Source organism: Shewanella sp. 1311 (assembly GCF_059338235.1).
In genome coordinates, this window is the sequence record NZ_CM181686.1 from 2,229,801 (window position 1) to 2,247,523 (window position 17,723).

Genomic DNA, 17,723 nt, shown 5'->3' on the forward strand with positions numbered 1-17,723 from the left:
AATAAATGGCGTGAGTCCGAACATGGATGTTCGGCTAGCTTCCGTAGGTACAGGGACGTTGCCTTCGGAAGCGATAGCCATTTATCCATAAGACCAAGGCCAGTATCTAATGCATGTAACTTCGCTAGGGACGGCAAGGGAGATCCAAGAGGGGATTGCTGTTGTTCCCCTTTTGGTCAGGTGTGGGGCGAAGCACCACTACTTTGACTTTGACTTTGACTTTGACTTTGAATCTAACACCAAACCTGAACTTAACCTCAAAAGCCCACCGTTTGGTGCAACCAAACGGTAATCCCCATCGATGGCGAAGCCATAATCCCATTTACTGCTACACTCAAATTCTGCGCGAAATGAACCACAAAAGGATTTGTTTATGGCGATTGCCTGCGTCAATACCCGAGCCAGTTGTGGGGTCGAAGCTCCCCAAGTCACAGTTGAAGTGCATCTCAGTAACGGCTTACCGGCATTTAATCTAGTGGGATTACCCGAAGCGTCGGTGAAAGAAGCCCGCGAGCGGGTGCGCAGCGCGCTGATCAATGCAGGATTCGAGTTTCCGATGCGGCGGATAACCGTTAACCTCGCGCCAGCAGATTTACCTAAACAAGGTGGCCGCTACGATTTACCCATAGCCGTGGGCATATTGGCTGCCTCGGAACAAATCCCAGCTAATAGCTTAAAAAATCTTGAGTTTGTCGGTGAGCTGGCACTGTCTGGGCACATACGTTATTGCCAAGGATTATTACCAGCGATTATCGCCGCTAAGCGCCAAGATCATACCTTGATATTGCCGCTGGATAATCGCCACGATGCCGAGTTAGTCGGCTATCCCAATGTGTTGTTTGGCTCGCACCTTCAAAGTCTGGCCGCCTATTTACAGGGGCAAAACCAACTGCCGACGTTAGCGCCGCAATTAGAATGGATAAGCCAAGAGACGCCCGAATCCCATACTTGCCTGAGCGATGTGATTGGCCAATATCAGGCCAAGCAAGCACTCGAAATTGCCGCGGCGGGAAACCATAACCTCCTGATGCTTGGCCCGCCAGGTACGGGCAAAACCATGCTTGCCAGCCGAATGATGGCGCTATTGCCTGCGCTTAATTATGAGGAAGCATTAGAAGTGGCGGCGATTCATTCCGTTGCCGGACTCGACATTAAGCCGCAGCATTTTTTGCAGCGACCCTTTCGCTCGCCACACCACACGAGTTCATCGATATCCCTCGTGGGTGGCGGCAGTATTCCCAAACCCGGTGAAATTTCCCTCGCCCACCGTGGCGTGCTGTTTTTAGATGAAGTGGCTGAATTTCCGCGTAAAGTCTTAGATTGCCTGCGCGAGCCGATGGAAACCGGCGAAGTGGTGATTTCCCGCGCCGCCGCTAAGCTGACATTTTTGAGTCGCTTCCAATTGATCGCGGCGATGAACCCCAGCCCGAGCGGTGATATTGATAGCCAATACAGATCGAGCCCAGAACAAATTCAACGTTATCTTTCACGGCTTTCGGGCCCATTTCTCGACCGTTTCGATTTAACCATTGAAGTGCCCAAACTCCCCGCCGGCACCTTGACTCAAACCGCGCCGCAAACAGAAACCAGCCAAGATATCGCCAAGCGGGTCAAACTGGCGCGTGAGCTGCAACTCGCCCGTTCAGGCGTGCTCAATAGCGAGCTCACAGGAAAGCAATTGAAACGCTTCAGCGGGATCAGTGATGCTGATTTAGTGTTTTTGGAACAAAGCGTGGTAAAGCTTGGCCTCTCGGTTCGCAGCTTCCACCGTATACAAAGGGTGGCGCGTACTATTGCCGATCTGGAACAAGCGCCTAACACAGAACGCCGCCATATCGCCCAAGCACTGGGTTATCGCGCTATGGATAGATTACTCGCCCGCTTATCCCAGCAATATTGAGTTTTCGCGGGAACAAATGTTAACAAATGCACCGACCAGCAGTGCCTAAGATTGAGCCAAACGCCGACACCGAGTAACATAGGCCTCCAATTTTTGTCAGGGGGCTCGGATGGGAACGCTGTTTTCACAGATAAAAGGCTGTATCGCATTTTTAGGCTACGTTATAAATACCGTCTTTTGGACTATCCCAATCGTGTTGATCAGTTTTATAAAACTGATACCTATCAGTCCATTAAGGACTGCGACGAGCCATGTGCTCGACTTTTGTGCCAGTGCTTGGATCAGCGTCAATGGTGTGATTGAGCGCTGCTTGCATCCCGTTAAGATAGAACTGAGTGGTGACACCGACTTTTCCACTAAAGAGTGGTATATGGTGATTGCCAATCACCAGTCTTGGGTGGATATCCTGATCCTGCAGCGGGTTTTTAACCGAAAAATCCCTTTCTTGAAGTTTTTCCTCAAGCAAGAACTGATTTTTGTGCCAATTTTAGGCTTAGCTTGGTGGGCGCTCGATTTTCCTTTTATGCGCCGTTACAGCACGGCAGAGTTGCGTAAAAATCCTAAGCTAAAGGGCAAAGACATTGAAATTACTCGTAAAGCCTGTGCTAAGTTCAAGGCTAAACCGGTAAGTGTGATGAACTTTGTCGAAGGCACGCGCTTCAGCAAAGCTAAACATCAAAAGCAGAACTCACAGTTCCAACATTTGTTAAAACCCAAAGCGGGCGGCATGGCCTTCGCGCTATCAGCCATGGGTGAACAGATCCACAAGCTAGTCGATGTCTCCATTTACTACCCTGAAGCAGTGCCTAGCTATTGGGACTACCTAACAGGCAAGTTGCCAAGCGTTAAAGTACACATCAAGGTCTCTGATATTGATCCTGCGATGCGTGGCGATTATATGAATGACCGCGATTTTAAAATTAGCTTCCAAGAGCAGCTAAATCAACTCTGGCTCACTAAGGATCAGGTGTTAAGCCAACTCGCTAGCCAAGCGAATAAAGAATAAAGGTAACGCCACTATGTTGAATTTCCTGCCCGGGCCAGTGTTGTTTATGCTGAGCTTAAGCTTGCTGATCATTAATACCGCCGTATGGGGCTCGCTTATCAGCATAGGCGGAGTCGTAAAACTCGTGATGCCAGCGCAAAGTGCACGTAATGCTGTGACTGCGGTTATGAATCGTTTTATGTGGGCGTGGGCCTGCTGCAACGGTGGCATCTTGTATTTGATCGCTAAAATTGAGTGGGACGTCGAAGGGCTCGAAGGACTCGATAAAAACAGCTGGTACTTACTGATCAGCAACCACCTCAGTGGCTTCGATATCGCCGCGCAAACTTATGTGTTACGCAACCATATTCCTATGTTGAAGTTCTTCCTCAAAAAAGAACTCATCTATGTGCCGATTATGGGACTGGGTTGTTGGGCGCTGGATATGCCATTTATGAACAGAACCAGCCCAGCAAAACTCAAGAAGAATCCAAAGCTTAAGGGCAAAGATTTAGCGACCACACGCCGCGCCTGCGAAAAATTCAAAAATATGCCTACCTCGATCATTAACTATGTTGAAGGCAGCCGGTTTACCGCTGATAAACATCAACGCCAAAACTCGCCTTATCAACATTTGTTACGTCCTAAAGCAGGTGGAATCGCTTTTACCCTATCGGCCATGGGTGAGCAATTTACTAACCTGCTGGATATGACAATTGTCTACCCAGATGCGCCTGACGATATTCTGTTTGGGGTGATGAACGGCAAGGTCAGCAAGATTATTGTGCGGATCAACGCCCTGCCCGTACCTCAAGTCGATCCAACACGTTATTTCTCTGAGTCTGAGTATCGCGTCGAGTTCCAACGCTGGTTAAACCAAGTGTGGGCGGAAAAAGATCAACAAATTCATGCGTTACTGCAAACGAATCAAAATGTCGCGGATAGCGCCGACAGCGCCAATCACACTCAAGCGAGCTAGATCTGCTCTAGTTCTTTTCTAACTTTGCTCTAGTTCGGCAACCAGTGCCGCTGCAGCGGATAGCTCAAATTCATTGAATACGGTTATCCCTGCTGCGCTGAGTTTTTCAGCCGTTAATCCCTGTCCCGCGATTAATTGCTTCGCAAATTGACCATCGTAGATCTGCTTATTACCACAGGATGGACTGCGGGCTTTTAGGATCGCCACTTTAATCCCTTCTTGCTGCGCCAGCTTTAGGGCGAGATCGGCTCCCAGACTAAAAGCGTAGGTCACATCCTCACCCTGAGCGGTTAAGATACGCTGTCCAACCCGCTCAGCTGGCGGTCTGGGTGTCGGCAAACCGCCTGCACATTCGGGACAAATCGCCACAAGCCGTCCTTGCTCAAGCCACGTCTGTACAAGTTCGCTCTCCATCAAGTTATGACCACCGTCGTAGCGCACCGCTTGCCCGAGTAAACAACTGCTCACTAACACTTTTTCCACTGTCACCTCCAAGCGTGTCATTCCGCCCATAGCATAACGCGAAGGACAAACATGCAAAATGCATTTGGACGATTTCCCCCAAAGCCATCAACACCTGCAACACCTGCAACAAGAACGGACGGCAAAAACCACTTAATTGTTGACAATTTAATATTTAAAAACTCATAAGCTAAAATATTAAAAACGAAAGAATTCAAATAAAACTATAAAAATCATAGCAATAAATAAAAAGCAATTAGAATGTAGACTTACGTCTAAGTAAACACATTGTTGACAATCCACTGCGAGAGGGCTATTTTTTACCCATTGTCGACAATCCTATTAATAGTGATGCGCTCTATGTTGAAGCAAGACACGACGTTCGTTTCTGATGACACACATGTTTCCCACCTGCATAAGGTCAAATCGACCTCAGCAGATAAAACGTCGACCACACTCGCCGATCAAATTTTGGTGCAGATCCAAACCAGCATCATCAAGGGCGAACTGCCTGCGGGCAGTAAGATTAACGAGCAAGCACTGGCCGAAAAATACGGTATCAGCCGCGGCCCGACCCGCGAAGCCCTGCAAACCTTAGAAAGACAACGCTTAGTAGTGCGCGCACCCCATGTTGGCGCCCGCGTAGCACAGCTGACAGTTAGCGAACTTAACGATTTATATCAACTGCGTAGCGTGCTTGAAGGCATGGCCTGCGAACTTGCCGCCAGTCGTATCACCCCTGAACAATTAGCCAAGTTAGAAGATTTACTCGCAACGCAAGATGCGGCGCTCGCTAAGGGTGATACCTACTTCCAAGAGGAAGGCGATGTCGATTTTCACTACCAAATTATTCAAGCCAGCGGTAACAAGCATCTGCAGGAAACCTTAGTCGGCGGCCTGTATCACCTGCTGCGCATGTACCGCTACCAATGCACCAATAAAAATCGCCCCGTTAAAGCGATTGCCGAACACAGACGCATAGTCGAAGCCATTGCCCAGCGCGATGGTGAGTTGGCCAGTTTGCTGATGCGTCGCCATATCGAGCAGGGGCGTAAAAATACCGAATTACGCTTAATTGAATTGCAAGCCAATGCAGCCGCAAAAGAAACCTTAGCCAACATCAGCTAAGTTTATACGGCTCAATATGCCCACTTCCCATAAATGGAAAAGGATAAGGACAAGACCATGACCCAAAGCGCAGGATTACGTTTTCGCCAAGCTCTTGCTAAGGCTAAACCGTTACAAATCGTTGGCACCACCAATGCCTATTTTGCCTTGATGGCAGAGCAAACTGGCTTCCAAGCCTTGTATCTTTCGGGCGCTGGCGTTGCCAATGCTTCATACGGTTTGCCTGACTTGGGCATGACCTCAATGAACGATGTGTTAATCGATGCAGGTCGTATCACCTCAGCCACACAAGTGCCTTTATTGGTCGATATCGATACTGGCTGGGGCGGCGCATTCAACATTGCTCGCACCATCAAAGAATTCGAAAAAGTCGGCGTCGCCGCTGTGCACATGGAAGACCAAGTGTCGCAAAAGCGTTGCGGCCACAGACCTAACAAAGCGGTCGTGAGCATTGAAGAAATGGTCGATCGCATTAAAGCGGCCGTCGATGCCCGTACCGATCCTAACTTTGTGATCATGGCGCGTACCGATGCGGTTGCCGTTGAAGGCTTAGAAGCAGGTATCGAACGCGCGCAAGCCTATATCGCCGCCGGTGCCGACATGATCTTCGCCGAAGCTTTAACTGAGCTAGACCAATATCGCCACTTTAAAGCGCATGTCAAAGCGCCGATTTTGGCCAACATGACTGAATTTGGCCAAACCCAATTGTTCAATAAAGAAGAACTCGCCGAGGCGGGCGCCGATATGGTGCTCTATCCACTCGGTACTTTCCGTGCAGCCAACCAAGCGGCACTGAACGTCATGCAAGCGCTGATGAATGATGGTCATCAACGCAACGTGCTCGACACTATGCAGACCCGTAAAGACTTGTATAAGTACTTGGGCTACCACGCCTTTGAAGACAAGTTAGATCAACTGTTTAGCCAAGATAAATAACTAAGCAAGCGAGAAAGCAAAATACACAAGACCATGGATTGTCAGTAGAAGCGCAAGCTCATGTTGTTACTGAAACCCAGACGCTTTGCCCCAAGCAGCAAGGCGTCACCGAAAAGCTGCAACCCTACAGGGTTTGGCGTTAAAGCAGATTTAACGTTAAACAAGTTACATAAAAAGTGCAGCCTTAACCAATAAATGTCGGCGAATGAACACTCAAAAATGAGTGCATTCATCCACCAGCAATAACCACACAGAGTTAACGGAAGGGAAGGATTATGTCAGAAGCTAAAAAACTAAGCGGTGCAGGATTACGTGGCCAGAGCGCAGGCGAAACGGCATTGAGCACAGTGGGCGTGTCAGGCAGCGGCCTAACGTACCGCGGTTATGATGTGAAAGATCTCGGTGAAAATGCCACCTTCGAAGAAGTCGCCTATCTCATTCTTTACGGCGAGCTGCCCACTCAAGCCCAGCTTGATGCCTACAAAACCAAACTCAAAGGCCTTCGCGGTCTGCCGCAAGCCTTAAAAGAAGTATTAGAGCGCATTCCTGCTGAAACTCATCCTATGGATGTGATGCGTACTGGCTGCTCTATGCTAGGCAACTTAGAAGCCGAACACAGCTTTGCCGATCAGAGTGAAATCACCGACCGCCTATTGGCTGCGTTCCCATCGATCATCTGTTACTGGTATCGCTTTAGTCACGATGGCGTGCGAATCGACACTGAAACCGATGACGATCAAATTGGCGCGCACTTCCTGCATTTATTACATGGTAAAGCGCCGTCGGCACTGCATGCTAAAGTAATGGACGTATCGTTAATTCTTTATGCAGAACATGAATTTAACGCATCAACCTTTACCGCTCGCGTCTGTGCTTCAACTCTGTCAGACATGCATTCATGCGTCACTGGCGCCATTGGTTCACTGCGCGGCCCGCTGCATGGCGGCGCGAACGAAGCAGCGATGGAACTCATTCAAGACATGAAAGATGAAGCCGATGCGCGCGACATTTTAATGGGTAAACTGGAGCGTAAAGATAAGATCATGGGCTTCGGTCACGCAATTTACCGCGATAGCGATCCACGTAATGCCATCATCAAAGAATGGTCAGAAAAACTGGCTGCCGCCAACGGTGACGACCGTCTATACCGCGTATCGGTTGCCTGTGAAGCCCTAATGTGGGAACAGAAAAAACTCTTCTGTAATGCTGACTTTTTCCACGCCAGCGCGTACCACTACATGGATATTCCGACTAAGTTGTTCACGCCAATCTTCGTGTGTTCACGGGTAACGGGCTGGGCTGCGCACGTGATGGAGCAACGCTCTAACAACCGCATCATCCGCCCAAGTGCCGATTATGTGGGCGTGGCACCACGCAAAGTCGTCCCCATTACCAACCGTTAAGCCAAGCTAACGACTCTTGGCGCGAGACTTCTGTTAAAGGACAGTCTCGCGCCAACTTCATTTTCCGAAATGGATGATGTTATGAACACTGCTATGAATACCCAATATCGCAAACCCTTACCCGGCACTAAGCTTGATTACTTCGACACCCGCGAAGCCATAGAAGCGATCGCTCCCGGCTCTTACGCCGAGCTACCTTATACCTCGCGCGTTTTAGCTGAAAACTTAGTCCGTCGCTGCACACCTGCGGACTTAACCGCCTCGCTGAAACAAATTATCGAATCTAAGCAAGAACTGGATTTCCCTTGGTTTCCTGCCCGCGTGGTCTGTCACGACATTTTGGGGCAAACCGCCTTAGTTGACCTTGCGGGCCTGCGTGATGCGATTGCCGCTAAAGGTGGCGATCCCGCTAAAGTGAACCCTGTTGTACCAACACAACTCATTGTTGATCACTCGCTCGCCGTTGAGTTTGGTGGTTTTGATAAAGACGCCTTTGCTAAAAACCGCGCTATCGAAGACAGACGCAACGAAGACAGATTCCACTTTATTAATTGGACGCAAAAAGCCTTTAAAAACATTGATGTTATCCCTCAGGGTAACGGCATCATGCACCAAATTAACTTAGAACGTATGTCGCCTGTGGTGCATTCACGCAATGGCGTGGCCTTCCCCGATACTCTAGTTGGCACCGACAGCCACACGCCGCACGTTGATGCACTGGGTGTTATCGCCATTGGTGTCGGCGGCTTAGAAGCCGAAAGCGTCATGCTGGGGCGCGCATCTTATATGCGTCTGCCGGACATTATCGGTGTTGAGCTCACGGGCAGGCCACAGCCTGGCATTACGGCTACCGATATCGTATTAGCCTTGACCGAGTTTCTACGCGCACAAAAAGTCGTCTCCTCTTACTTAGAGTTCTTCGGTGAAGGCGCAGCGGCGCTGACACTCGGCGATCGCGCCACGATTTCAAACATGACGCCTGAATTTGGCGCCACCGCAGCCATGTTCTACATCGACCAGCAAACCCTTGATTATTTAACCTTAACGGGCCGCGAAGCCGAGCAAGTTAAGCTGGTTGAAACCTATGCCAAAACCGCAGGTTTGTGGGCCGACAGCTTGACCGAAGTGCACTATCCTCGGGTGTTGCGTTTTGATTTATCATCGGTAGTACGCACGATTGCAGGGCCATCAAATCCACATGCACGAGTGCCAACATCAGAATTAGCTGAGCGCGGAATTAGCGGCGTAGTCGAAAACGAACCCGGCTTAATGCCCGATGGCGCTGTGATTATCGCGGCGATTACCAGCTGCACTAACACCAGTAACCCGCGCAACGTAATTGCCGCAGGTCTGATTGCCCGCAACGCCAACGCCAAAGGCTTAAGCCGTAAACCTTGGGTCAAAACCTCACTCGCCCCCGGCTCAAAAGCGGTGCAGTTGTATTTGGAAGAAGCCAAGTTATTGCCTGAGCTTGAACAACTCGGTTTTGGCATTGTTGGTTTTGCCTGCACGACGTGTAACGGTATGAGCGGCGCGCTGGATCCTGTGATTCAAAAAGAAGTGATCGACCGCGACTTGTACGCCACCGCAGTGTTATCGGGTAACCGCAACTTTGATGGCCGTATTCACCCCTATGCCAAACAAGCCTTTTTGGCCTCGCCGCCATTGGTCGTCGCCTACGCGATAGCTGGCACCATACGTTTCGATATCGAAAAGGATGTGCTGGGATTAGATAAAGACGGCAACCCCGTCAAACTTATCGACATTTGGCCATCGGATGAAGAAATCGATGCCGTGATTGCGACCAGTGTTAAACCTGAGCAGTTCCGCAAAGTGTACGAGCCTATGTTCGATTTAGCCGTCGATTACGGCGAGCAAATTAGTCCGCTGTACGATTGGCGTCCGCAATCTACTTATATTCGTCGCCCACCTTATTGGGAAGGCGCATTGGCCGGAGAGCGCACATTAAAAGGCATGCGACCACTGGCGGTGCTGGGTGACAACATCACTACCGACCATTTATCACCGTCGAACGCCATTATGCTCGACAGCGCCGCGGGCGAATACCTGCACAAAATGGGCTTGCCGGAGGAAGACTTTAACTCTTATGCCACCCATCGCGGCGATCACTTAACCGCCCAACGCGCGACTTTTGCCAACCCTAAGCTTAAAAACGAAATGGCGCTGGTTGACGGTAAAGTACAGCAAGGATCACTGGCCCGTATCGAACCCGAAGGCCAAGTGACCCGTATGTGGGAAGCGATTGAAACCTATATGGAACGTAAGCAACCGCTGATCATTATCGCGGGTGCAGACTACGGCCAAGGTTCGTCCCGCGACTGGGCCGCCAAAGGCGTGCGTTTAGCGGGCGTTGAGGCCATTGTTGCCGAAGGTTTCGAGCGCATTCATCGCACTAACTTAGTGGGTATGGGTGTTTTACCACTGGAATTTAAAGCCGGCGACAACCGCGCCACCTACGCCATCGACGGCACCGAAGTGTTCGATGTCCTCGGCACGCCAGCGCCACGAGCGGATTTGACCGTCGTTATCACCCGTAAAAACGGTGAGCGCATCGAAGTGCCAGTAACCTGTCGTCTCGATACCGCCGAAGAAGTCTCAATCTACGAGGCGGGCGGCGTATTGCAACGCTTCGCGCAGGACTTTCTCGAATCGAATCAGGCTTAAATCGAACCTTGCTTGAGTCGAGTCTTGAATCAAGGCTCGGCTCAAGTAAAACACGAATATCAGCTAAAGATAAGCTAGCTAAACCGAGCGCCAATAACTTCCCCAATTAAGTTACTGACGCTCATTTGGATTCCATTGGGAGTCCTTTTGGAGTCAATCAATGAATGCTTCAACAACCCACGCGCCACAAATCAAAGTTGCTGCGACCTATATGCGCGGCGGCACCAGTAAAGGCGTGTTTTTCCGTCTGCAGGATTTACCTAAAGCCGCACAAGTTGCTGGCCCTGCCCGTGATGCGCTACTGCTGCGAGTGATTGGCAGCCCAGACGCTTACGGCAAACAAATCGATGGCATGGGCGGCGCCACCTCAAGCACCAGTAAAACCGTGATCCTCTCCCCTAGCACCCAAACCGATCACGATGTCGATTACCTGTTCGGCCAAGTGGCCATCGATAAACCCTTTGTCGATTGGAGTGGTAACTGCGGCAACTTAACCGCCGCCGTCGGCGCCTTTGCCATCAGCAATGGCTTAATTGATACGGCCCGCATTCCACAAAATGGCATCTGCACTGTGCGTATTTGGCAAGCCAACATAGGCAAAACCATTATCGCCCATGTACCAATCACTAAAGGTGAAGTGCAAGAAACAGGGGATTTTGAGCTCGATGGTGTGACCTTTCCCGCCGCCGAAGTGCAAATCGAATTTATGAATCCGGCTGCTGACGAAGATGCCCATTCTAACGGAGGGGGTAGCAGCATGTTCCCGACGGGCAATGTTGTTGATGTGCTAGAAGTGCCGGGTATTGGCAGCTTTAAGGCCACTATGATTAACGCTGGCATTCCCACCATTTTTATCAATGCTGAGGACTTAGGCTACACAGGCACTGAGCTGCAGGATAATATTAACAGCGACACGGCGGCACTGGCTAAATTTGAAACAATTCGCGCCTATGGCGCTGTGCGTATGGGCTTGATTTCGCATATAGATGAAGCGATTACGCGCCAACATACGCCCAAGGTCGCCTTTGTTGCTAAACCCAAAGCCTATGTGTCATCGAGCGGCAAGCCCGTCAATACCGATGATATCGACTTGCTCGTGCGCGCGCTGTCGATGGGTAAACTGCACCACGCCATGATGGGCACAGCTGCAGTGGCAATTGGCACAGCAGCAGCGATCCCCGGCACCTTAGTTAACTTAGCCGCTAGCGGCGACACTAAGGACAAAATAGATGCGGTGCGTTTTGGTCATCCCTCTGGCACGCTGCGTGTTGGGGCTGAGGCGTCAATGGTTGACGGCGAATGGACAGTCGTTAAAGCCATTATGAGCCGCAGCGCCCGCGTGCTAATGGAAGGTTTTGTGCGAGTACCGAGCGAGTGTTTCTGATCGTTTATCTGGTTTTAGATTCAATCGCTAAAGGCGCGCAAGGAAGAGGATTCAAATGAAAAAAACAACGGCATTACGACAAATGCTCAGTGGTAGCGATATTCACGTCGCCCCAGGCGTTTACGATGGTATGACCGCACGTTTAGCCGAACAAACGGGTTTTAAGCTGATTTATGCCAGTGGCGGCGCGATTGCGAGAAGTTGTGGTTTCCCCGATATAGGCATGCTGAGCTTTAGCGAAGTGCTGCATCGACTCGAACAGATGGTCGAAGTGACCCAAGTGCCCATCATAGCGGATGCGGATACTGGGTTTGGTAATGCCATCAACGTGAGCCGCACAGTAAAAGCCTTTGAGCGAGCCGGTGTCGCAGCATTGCACTTGGAAGATCAAACCTTTCCAAAGCGCTGCGGCCATCTGAATGATAAATCTTTGGTGAGTACCCAAGAAATGGTGCACAAGATCCGTGTCGCTAAGGATAGCCAAACTGACCCAGATTTTACCTTAATTGCCCGCACTGATGCGATCGCCGTTGAAGGATTCGACGCTGCAATGGAACGATCACATGCGTATTTAGCAGCGGGTGCCGACGTGATTTTTGTCGAAGCGCCAGAAACCGTTGAGCAAATTGAATTGATCGCTAAGCATATCAAGCAGCCTAAGCTCATCAATATGTTCCACAGTGGTAAAACACCGCTGGTGTCAAAGGACAGACTGCAAGCATTGGGATACAAGTTCATTATTATTCCCTCAGACTTACAGCGAGCGACTATCCATGCTTGTCAGCACACCTTACGCACCATTCTCGAGCAAGGTGACAGTGGCAGTATTGCCGAGCAGATGGTGTCGTTTGCAGAGCGTGAGCGGATCATAAATACACAAGCTTATTTGGATCTTGACCTCGGCTATTGACGTAACTGAGTCAATGCAAGTTTAACCCTGCCATCTAAACGCTAAAACAGTTCAACCAAAGACCTTGCTTCTCCCCCTTCCGGCAAGGTCTTTTTCTATTCGCCCTCATGGTTTTAGTGACTCTGCGCACTGGTTTTCGCTGCATTTGTCGCAGCATCATATGTTGGCCTATCTTAAACAGTGCTAAGATTCTTAAGCTTAAACACGGGAAAAAAAGCTCGTCATAACCAGCACAAAGACACTAAAACAGCATATTTGAGCTATCGCATGATCGATGACTGAATCGCGCCCATCGATTTTGGTTGTTTTTAAACCAAGTCAGCAATTTAAGCTAAAGTTTTTACAACAAAATGGCATTTAAGGTCTAGGCTAAGAACTAAACTAAATAGAAACCTAATCAGGATGGGTCCGTTTTTTGGTAGGGGAAAATTTGAGTCAACTAATCCACAAGCTAGTGCTAGGCGCGCTTTGTATCCTAAGTTTGTGGGGGATCTCGTGCAATGGATTAGCGCAACCATTGAGCGCGGCTTTCACACAGCTTAAATTTGAACATATTCGCAGTGAAGATGGCCTCAACCAGAATACGATTACCAGCCTGTTTATGGACAGTGCTGGCATGTTGTGGATTGGTACTCAAGATGGTTTGCATGCCTACAACGGTCATGACTTCACTATTTTTACCCACTCCCCCAACGATCCTAGCAGTATTTCAGAAAGTTATGTCTCTGACATTATTCAAGATTCAGAAGGCTACATTTGGGTTTCCACGTTCAGCCAAGGGGTTAATCGACTCGATTTGAGTACAGGGACCTTTGAGCACTTTGGCCAAGAACAAGGTCTGACCGATCCCCGCACCACCAAACTCAGCATAGTGGGTAACACACTCTGGATTGGCACTAAAGCAGGACTATTTTCCCTATCGACTAAAACCAAACGCATTACCCAGGTCAGTTTAGGTAATAGCGTCGAGCCCTATATCACTAGCTTAGCCAATGTTGAAAACACTTACCTGCTGGCAGGTACCCAAGATAGCGGCACCTTTGCCGTCAGTGCAAATACCATCACTCGCTTAAACGTGCCGCAAAATGTCACTACCTATCAAATTAAAGCCAACTCGGCCTACTCGATCACTTTAGCCCTAGGTGGACAACTATGGCACTACAACTTGGCCTCGCAGCAGGGCGAAATCCTCTGGCAGACTGACGATAACGTGCCTTACATTAAGGATTTTATCCAAACCGAACAGGGTGATTTTTGGGTCGTCGGGCCTGAAGCAGGTCTCATTCAACTCGAGAGAAACGACAAAATATTCACTGCGACCTATCATAGGTATGATCCTAAGCGCACCAACAGTATCAGTGAAAATAACATACTGAGTTTACTACAAGATCCCTTTGGCAACTTATGGCTAGGCGCCAGTTATTCGGGATTAGATAAAATTAATACCCGTCGCCAGTATTTTCAGCATATTTTCGAATACACCACGGAGCTGTCGCAACAGAGCAACAATATTCGCACCTTATTCCGCAGCAAAGATAATGCCCTCTGGATAGGCACTGAAGGCGCAGGGCTTAAGCGCATATTAGCCGATGGAAAATATGAGCATTATACGGAGCTATTTGCGAACGCCTTAGGAATGCATCAACGCAATTTAAACCTCATCCTGCGAGATATTGCTCAAGACAAAGCTGGCGTGCTCTGGTTTGCCACTAACTATGGACTCGGTCGGCTATCGCCAGAGGGAGATTTCCAATTACTCAAGGTCACAGCAAGTACAGACCAAGGCTCAGAAGCCAACTACATCCGAAGTTTAGAAATTGATGATCAAGGCCATCTCTGGGTAGCAACGACCCACGCCCTCTATCGCAAGGCTATAGATACCGATGAATTTACTTTTATCTCATTGGCACATATTGATAATTTCTATCCGGCACAAAACCAGTTTTTAATCCTAAGAGCACACAAAGATACGCTTTGGATAGGCACACTCAATGGCCTGCTGAAACTGGATATGAAAACGGGGATAGGTAAATCTTACTTCCATCAATCCTCTGATAAGAAAAGCTTAATCAACAACCGTGTCCGCGATATTTTGGTGACTCAGGCGGGTGAGGTATGGTTCGCCACCCATGGCGGGATCAGTAAGTTATCTTCCCAAGGTGCCGATGCAGGCTTTACTCATTACACCCGCGAGCAGGGATTACCAAGCGATACCATCTACGCCTTACTTGAGGACCAAGAACATAACATTTGGTTTAGCAGCAATGCCGGCATAGGTAAACTTAACCCTAAAACCAATCGCATCATCATATTCAACGAACAAGAAGGTTTGCAGGCACTGGAGTTTAACGGCGGCGTAAAACTGCAGGACAGCGATGGCGATCTCTGGTTTGGCGGTATTAACGGCATCAATCGTTTCAATCCCCAGTCGATTCCAGATCAACGACCAGATGTCAAAGTCGCGCTCACTGGCTATAGCATTGCGGGAAAAGGCCACACGATTCTCGATTTAAGCCGCCCCCCTAGCATAGTGATGGACTATAGCGATCAGCTAGTCAGTTTTGAGGTGACCTCATTGGATTTCAGCTACACGGGTAAAAACCGTTTCAGCTATTATCTCGAAGGGTTTGATAACAGATGGCATGAGCTACCCACAGGCAATGAAATCACCTTTACTAACATCAATCCTGGCCATTACCGATTACATGTTCGTCATGGGCTGCAATATAACTCAGAAGGTGCCTATGCGCTGCTTGTCGATCTGAATGTGCAAGCCCCCTTCTATCGCACTCAATTCGCCTATATCCTCTATTTCTTACTCACTTTAGGACTGCTGGCTTGGGCCATTATCTGGCGTAGGAACAAACGCCAACAGCAACGTGAATTTGAAACCAGTATCCGCGCCTCAGAAGAGCGGCTAAAGCTGGCACTTTGGGCGTCTGGCGATGGCATGTGGGACTGGAACATAGCCGAAAACCAAGTCTATCGTACCAATATGGACTCTTCGATTCCCCATTGGAACAGCAGCAATATTGCCCATGAGAGCATGCACTCTGAAGACAGAGAGAGATTCAAACTTGAGCTAAACGAGCACCTTCAAGGCCGCTCGCCTTTCTTCGAAGCTGAGTACCGTGTCGAACGCTCACCGGGTAATTGGGTGTGGATTTTAGACCGTGGCAAAGTGGTTGAAAAAGATAGCTTAGATAACCCAATCCGCATGACAGGGACTAACCGTAATATCACCTCTCGTAAACTGATTGAGAACGAGCTGGTATTGTCCTCGCAAGTGCTCAACAGTATGAATGAAGCGGTTGTCGTGGCGGGCCTAGATTATCGCATTCGCTCGGTTAATCCCGCATTTTGTGCCATTACCGGCTACACAGAGCGCCAAATCACCGACAGGCATTTCATTCATTTAGCCTTTGGGCGCCAACAGCGAGAATTGTTCAATACCATTGAACAACAGCTACTGCGCCATAAACATTGGGTCGGGGAGCTGTGGATCCGCAATAAACAACGGCAGGCGATTTTAGTCTGGCTTGAGATCAACCAAGTTATCGATATTAAAGGTGAAACCAGTCACTTCGTCGCAGTATTTACCGACATCACACAGCGAAAAAAAGCCGAAGAAGATCTACGTTTCCTCGCCAGTTTCGACACCTTAACGGGCCTGCCAAACCGAACCTTATTCCAAGACAGGCTCAATCACGCGATAACCCAAGCGCATAGGGCGAACAATATCGTCGCCTTACTGTTTTTAGATCTCGACCGCTTTAAACATATCAACGACTCCATGGGGCACCATGTCGGCGATTTACTGCTCAAAGCGGTCGCCAGAAGACTGCAAAATGCAGTGCGCGATGGTGATACAGTCGCACGCCTAGGCGGTGATGAATTTACTATTATTTTAGAAGGAGTGGCGAAAACCAAAGCGGCAACTTTGATCTCAGAAAAAGTGCTCAGAGCATTCCAAACGCCCTTCTTATTGGACGATAAAACGCTGACCATTTCGACCTCCATCGGCATCAGTCTCTATCCAAACGATGCTGACAATGCTGACTCGCTGATTAAATTTGCCGATACAGCCATGTACCACGCGAAATCGTCAGGTAGAAATAACTTCCAGTTTTATACTTCGAAATTAAATGAAATTGCCACTCGCCATGTGCAACTCGAAAGTGGGTTAAAAGAGGCGATTCAGCGCAACGAATTGAGCTTAGTTTATCAACCTAAGTTCTGTTTAAAGGATGGTTCACTCACTGGGATAGAAGCGCTTTTACGTTGGCATCACACTGAACTTGGCCCCATTTCCCCCGTCGAGTTTATTCCGCTGGCGGAAGAAACCGGCATCATCACTCAAATTGGTCATTGGGTGATCAATCAAGCCTGCCAGCAATTAGCCGAATGGAATAGCTTAGGATTCAACGGTATCACTGTCGCCGTTAACCTATCGGCTCGCCAACTTAAGGCCGATATTATCTCCACCATAGAAGTTGCATTAGCGGTTTCAGGTCTCCCGGCACAATCCCTTGAGCTTGAACTGACAGAGTCGATGATCATGGGCAATCCGCAGGAGTCAGTCAGCATTTTATCTAAACTCAAAGCCCTAGGCTTGACCATAGCGGTGGATGATTTTGGGACGGGTTATTCGAGCCTAAGTTATCTCAAACGCTTCCCGATAGACACGCTGAAAATTGATCGAGAGTTCGTCAGAGATATCACCAACGATCCCGACGATGCGGCCATCACCAGCGCCATTATCGCCCTCGCCCACAGTTTAGACCTCAACGTTGTCGCCGAAGGCGTAGAGACCCAAGAACAACTCAACTTCTTGGCGATGCAGGGTTGCGATCAAGTACAAGGTTTCTTACTCAGTAAACCCTTAAGTGCCGCGGATTTTTTAACTTTGCTCAAAAATCAATCTAAGCCACAGCCGATTTGATTTGAGGCG

11 protein-coding genes are annotated in these 17,723 nt (G+C 49.1%); 10 read left to right on the forward strand and 1 reads right to left on the reverse strand.

Annotation, left to right across the window (positions count from 1 at the left end; all coding sequences use genetic code 11):
• Positions 1–373: 373 nt before the first annotated feature.
• From AC5YB3_RS09930 to yihG (AC5YB3_RS09940), 3 genes are all read left to right on the forward strand, one after another.
• On the forward strand, positions 374–1,900 hold the full coding sequence (locus AC5YB3_RS09930) for a YifB family Mg chelatase-like AAA ATPase (RefSeq protein WP_494527037.1): 1,527 nt from the start codon (positions 374–376) through the stop codon (positions 1,898–1,900).
• A 109-nt stretch (positions 1,901–2,009) separates the two neighbouring features.
• Positions 2,010–2,906 (forward strand): 1-acylglycerol-3-phosphate O-acyltransferase, YihG family, encoded by an 897-nt coding sequence (gene yihG / locus AC5YB3_RS09935; RefSeq protein WP_494527038.1) that lies wholly within the window; start codon positions 2,010–2,012, stop codon positions 2,904–2,906.
• Between the two features lie 13 nt (positions 2,907–2,919).
• Positions 2,920–3,864 carry a 1-acylglycerol-3-phosphate O-acyltransferase, YihG family gene (yihG, locus tag AC5YB3_RS09940; RefSeq protein WP_006084447.1) on the forward strand — a complete coding sequence of 315 codons (945 nt, stop codon included), beginning with the start codon at positions 2,920–2,922 and terminating at the stop codon, positions 3,862–3,864.
• Positions 3,865–3,882: 18 nt separating this feature from the next.
• On the opposite strand, the gene AC5YB3_RS09945 is transcribed toward yihG (AC5YB3_RS09940), so the two are convergent.
• Complete coding sequence (locus AC5YB3_RS09945) at positions 3,883–4,347, reverse strand: 2-thiouracil desulfurase family protein (protein WP_494527039.1); 465 nt, start codon at positions 4,345–4,347, stop codon at positions 3,883–3,885.
• Between the two features lie 339 nt (positions 4,348–4,686).
• Between AC5YB3_RS09945 and AC5YB3_RS09950 the strand changes: the two genes are divergently transcribed.
• The 7 genes from AC5YB3_RS09950 to AC5YB3_RS09980 all read left to right on the forward strand — a co-directional run bounded on the left by AC5YB3_RS09950 (position 4,687) and on the right by AC5YB3_RS09980 (position 17,714).
• On the forward strand, positions 4,687–5,454 hold the full coding sequence (locus AC5YB3_RS09950; RefSeq protein WP_012090443.1) for a GntR family transcriptional regulator: 768 nt from the start codon (positions 4,687–4,689) through the stop codon (positions 5,452–5,454).
• 57 nt (positions 5,455–5,511) lie between these two features.
• The gene (gene prpB / locus AC5YB3_RS09955) at positions 5,512–6,390 is read left to right on the forward strand and encodes a methylisocitrate lyase (RefSeq protein WP_432370462.1); all 879 of its coding nucleotides are present in this window, start codon (positions 5,512–5,514) and stop codon (positions 6,388–6,390) included.
• A gap of 275 nt (positions 6,391–6,665) precedes the next feature.
• Positions 6,666–7,793, forward strand: a complete 1,128-nt coding sequence (gene prpC, locus AC5YB3_RS09960; RefSeq protein ID WP_259574355.1) for a bifunctional 2-methylcitrate synthase/citrate synthase — start codon at positions 6,666–6,668, stop codon at positions 7,791–7,793.
• An 81-nt stretch (positions 7,794–7,874) separates the two neighbouring features.
• On the forward strand, positions 7,875–10,478 hold the full coding sequence (acnD, locus tag AC5YB3_RS09965) for a Fe/S-dependent 2-methylisocitrate dehydratase AcnD (RefSeq protein ID WP_494527040.1): 2,604 nt from the start codon (positions 7,875–7,877) through the stop codon (positions 10,476–10,478).
• A 160-nt stretch (positions 10,479–10,638) separates the two neighbouring features.
• Positions 10,639–11,862 carry a 2-methylaconitate cis-trans isomerase PrpF gene (prpF, locus tag AC5YB3_RS09970; protein WP_494527041.1) on the forward strand — a complete coding sequence of 408 codons (1,224 nt, stop codon included), beginning with the start codon at positions 10,639–10,641 and terminating at the stop codon, positions 11,860–11,862.
• Between the two features lie 55 nt (positions 11,863–11,917).
• A complete protein-coding gene (locus AC5YB3_RS09975; protein WP_494527042.1) occupies positions 11,918–12,772 on the forward strand; it encodes an isocitrate lyase/PEP mutase family protein in 855 nt (284 codons plus the stop codon).
• Positions 12,773–13,187: 415 nt separating this feature from the next.
• A complete protein-coding gene (locus tag AC5YB3_RS09980; RefSeq protein WP_494527043.1) occupies positions 13,188–17,714 on the forward strand; it encodes an EAL domain-containing protein in 4,527 nt (1,508 codons plus the stop codon).
• The last annotated feature ends 9 nt before the right edge of the window (positions 17,715–17,723 follow it).

Coding starts and splice junctions, on each gene's coding strand:
- AC5YB3_RS09930 (WP_494527037.1), top strand. CDS start 374: ATGGCGATTGCCTGCGTCAATACCCGAGCCAGTTGTGGGGTCGAAGCT.
- yihG (WP_494527038.1), top strand. CDS start 2,010: ATGGGAACGCTGTTTTCACAGATAAAAGGCTGTATCGCATTTTTAGGC.
- yihG (WP_006084447.1), top strand. CDS start 2,920: ATGTTGAATTTCCTGCCCGGGCCAGTGTTGTTTATGCTGAGCTTAAGC.
- AC5YB3_RS09950 (WP_012090443.1), top strand. CDS start 4,687: ATGTTGAAGCAAGACACGACGTTCGTTTCTGATGACACACATGTTTCC.
- prpB (WP_432370462.1), top strand. CDS start 5,512: ATGACCCAAAGCGCAGGATTACGTTTTCGCCAAGCTCTTGCTAAGGCT.
- prpC (WP_259574355.1), top strand. CDS start 6,666: ATGTCAGAAGCTAAAAAACTAAGCGGTGCAGGATTACGTGGCCAGAGC.
- acnD (WP_494527040.1), top strand. CDS start 7,875: ATGAACACTGCTATGAATACCCAATATCGCAAACCCTTACCCGGCACT.
- prpF (WP_494527041.1), top strand. CDS start 10,639: ATGAATGCTTCAACAACCCACGCGCCACAAATCAAAGTTGCTGCGACC.
- AC5YB3_RS09975 (WP_494527042.1), top strand. CDS start 11,918: ATGAAAAAAACAACGGCATTACGACAAATGCTCAGTGGTAGCGATATT.